At 37.7% G+C, this 2,486-nt stretch carries 3 protein-coding genes; 1 reads left to right on the top strand and 2 read right to left on the bottom strand.

All coding sequences use genetic code 11. The features are described from left to right. Positions 1–131 precede the first annotated feature (131 nt). Positions 132–302, bottom strand: a complete 171-nt coding sequence (locus WAX46_RS15580; RefSeq protein ID WP_226569524.1) for a DUF5105 domain-containing protein — start codon at positions 300–302, stop codon at positions 132–134. A gap of 603 nt (positions 303–905) precedes the next feature. Between WAX46_RS15580 and WAX46_RS15570 the strand changes: the two genes are divergently transcribed. Continuing rightward, positions 906–1,829 carry an aldo/keto reductase gene (locus WAX46_RS15570; protein ID WP_226569495.1) on the top strand — a complete coding sequence of 308 codons (924 nt, stop codon included), beginning with the start codon at positions 906–908 and terminating at the stop codon, positions 1,827–1,829. A gap of 471 nt (positions 1,830–2,300) precedes the next feature. On the opposite strand, the gene WAX46_RS15565 is transcribed toward WAX46_RS15570, so the two are convergent. Continuing rightward, positions 2,301–2,486 (bottom strand): IS3 family transposase (locus WAX46_RS15565; protein WP_336493384.1); only part of this gene is annotated, 186 nt, incomplete at its 5' end.

Raw genomic sequence — 2,486 nt, 5'->3', positions numbered from 1 at the left:
AATTCTTTAGAATAGTGTTGAAATTGTTGTCCCTTTCTAGCCATAAAAAATCCCCTCCAAGTATAGTGTAACAGCCAAGATATGTTCTTGGGCTTTTTACACTGTCTACTTAGAGGGGATAATATCACCCTTCAGGAGGCCAGCGTCTTTTTTTGTTTCTTATATTTTTTGATAAAGCCGCTCAGGTAATGCTCTTTATTATAATCATTGAGGTCGATTTTCCACTGACCATCACCATTACGTTTCATTTTCACTTCATATTCAGTTGGGCTGGAGACTGGAGGAAGCTTCTCTGAATTCAGATGCGCACATATTCAAGCTTGTCTTATACAATTCTTCTTTAGAACGGATCTTGTCGTTGTAAAACTCATCTCTTTAATTGTGTAGCTTGTCTTTTAAGTTAGAAGCATCAATGCCTGTTACTTGAGCGATAACCTTAGGAAATAAAGAGCACCTGATAGTGACTTTCCTTTATTCAAAGAGCCAAGATCAAGACGATCTTTACTGCCGTAGAATTTTAAATCAGATACCTTGGCATCGTCCTGATAAAGGGTAAAATCAGAGTTATACAAGAGAAGGGCTTTGTCGAATGTTGATCAAATGTCCTTTGTATCGTTTATCTCTCCATAGCCCGATGACAAAACTTAATCATGCAAAGACAGCCAATGAGGAGCTTGATCGGATGAAATTCTTTTCCCTTGCCTGATCTTAGAAGCAGAATGATCATGATGATTTGGATGGTCATGAGAAAATTCCCCTTTTCGTTTTAGTGTATCTTCATTATACGTACCTTTTATTTTCGCAACGTCTTCATGCAGATTGATTTTCAGAGAGCAGAATACTTGAATTTTGAAAATGGTTCATGGGAAAATAAGGATGATTAAGCAGATAAGGGAGATGATCTTATGAAAAAGGTAACGCTTGGACGAACTGATTTACAGGTGAATCCGATTGGGCTTGGAACGAATGCAGTAGGTGGACATAATTTATTCCCGAATCTGAGTGAAGATGAAGGTCGGGAGCTTGTGGAAACAGCTCTTGATCAAGGTGTCAATTTCTTAGATTCTGCTTTTATTTATGGGCTGGGCCGTTCAGAAGAATTGATCGGTGAGATCGTAGCCAAAAGAGGCGGCAGAGAGAAGCTTGTCCTTGCGACGAAAGGGGCCCATAAAGAAGTAAACGGACAAATTGAACTCGATAATAGTCGTGATTTTTTAAGACAGCAGGTGGAAAATAGCCTGAAGCGACTGCAAACAGATTATATTGATTTGTACTATATGCATTTTCCAGACGGCCGCACGCCGTTGGATGAAGTAGCAGGCACATTAAAGGAATTGAAGGATGAGGGAAAAATCAGGGCAATTGGTGCATCAAACCTTGATTTTGAACAGCTTCAAGCCTTTAACCGTGATGGATACTTAGATGTACTTCAATCAGAGTATTCTCTGCTAAAACGTCAAGCAGAGCAGGATCTTCTCCCATACTGCGTGGAACATGGTATTTCCTTTATTCCTTATTTCCCTTTGGCGTCAGGTTTGTTGACTGGAAAATTTACAAAAGATGCGACATTTGATGATATTCGAGCAAATGACCCGCTTTTCCAAGGCGATGCTTTCCTTCAAAACCTCGAAAAAGTAGACAAGCTGAAGGCCATTGCACAATCAAAGAACGCAGAAACGGCAAACGTAGCACTGGCATGGCTATTAGCTCAGGACGGCATTGATGCGATTATTCCTGGTGCTAAGCGAGCGGAGCAAGTCTTGCAAAACCTAAAAACAAATGATGTTCAATTAACAGAAGAGGAAATCAAACAAAAATTAGGTTTGTGATTGTTCCAAAGATTAGTGACACTAATGATGACCCAATTATTGCGCCTATAACTGGTTTTATAATTCCATCTCCATGCATTATACTTAATATAAGAATCAAGAATATAACCAAAAAAGATATGATGTAATCTTTTTTTGCTAAAAAACAATTTTAATCAACTCCTTGTTGTTTAACGTATTGCAGTTTACTTCTATATTTTACCATTTTAAATTATTAACGTTATAATTCTTCTAGCTGTGCTTCTAATCGTTTTCGTTCTAACTCATAAAAAACTAGAAAAGAAGCTCGATCTCACAATATTGATATTAGTAGCCATCACACTATTTTTGGTGACCATTCAATGGGTATAGATAACGATTTTCTTGCTTTTTTGTGTGTATGTTGGAATGAAATATAGGAATCAATTGAAAAAAGGCTAAAGAAAAAGCCCCGGGAATGAAGTGACCCCCTTAAGTTAGACACGGTATTTATTAGACAGCTTTCGAGGCATGAGTTCGATATTGTATCGGACTCATGCCTTTTAGTTTCGTCTTTATACGTGTGTGATTGTAGTAATCAATATATTGTTCAAGTTCTTGCTTGAAGTGTTCGATGTCCTCAAATTCTTTTAGGTATAGAAATTCAGACTTTAAGATACCGAAGAAGTTCTCGATAAC

It is taken from the genome of Bacillus sp. FJAT-53060 (genome assembly GCF_037104745.1).
GTDB lineage: Bacteria > Bacillota > Bacilli > Bacillales > Bacillaceae > Bacillus > Bacillus stratosphericus_B.
The sequence above is the reverse complement of the archived record's forward strand: the minus strand, read 5'-3'. Positions and strand labels throughout refer to the sequence as shown.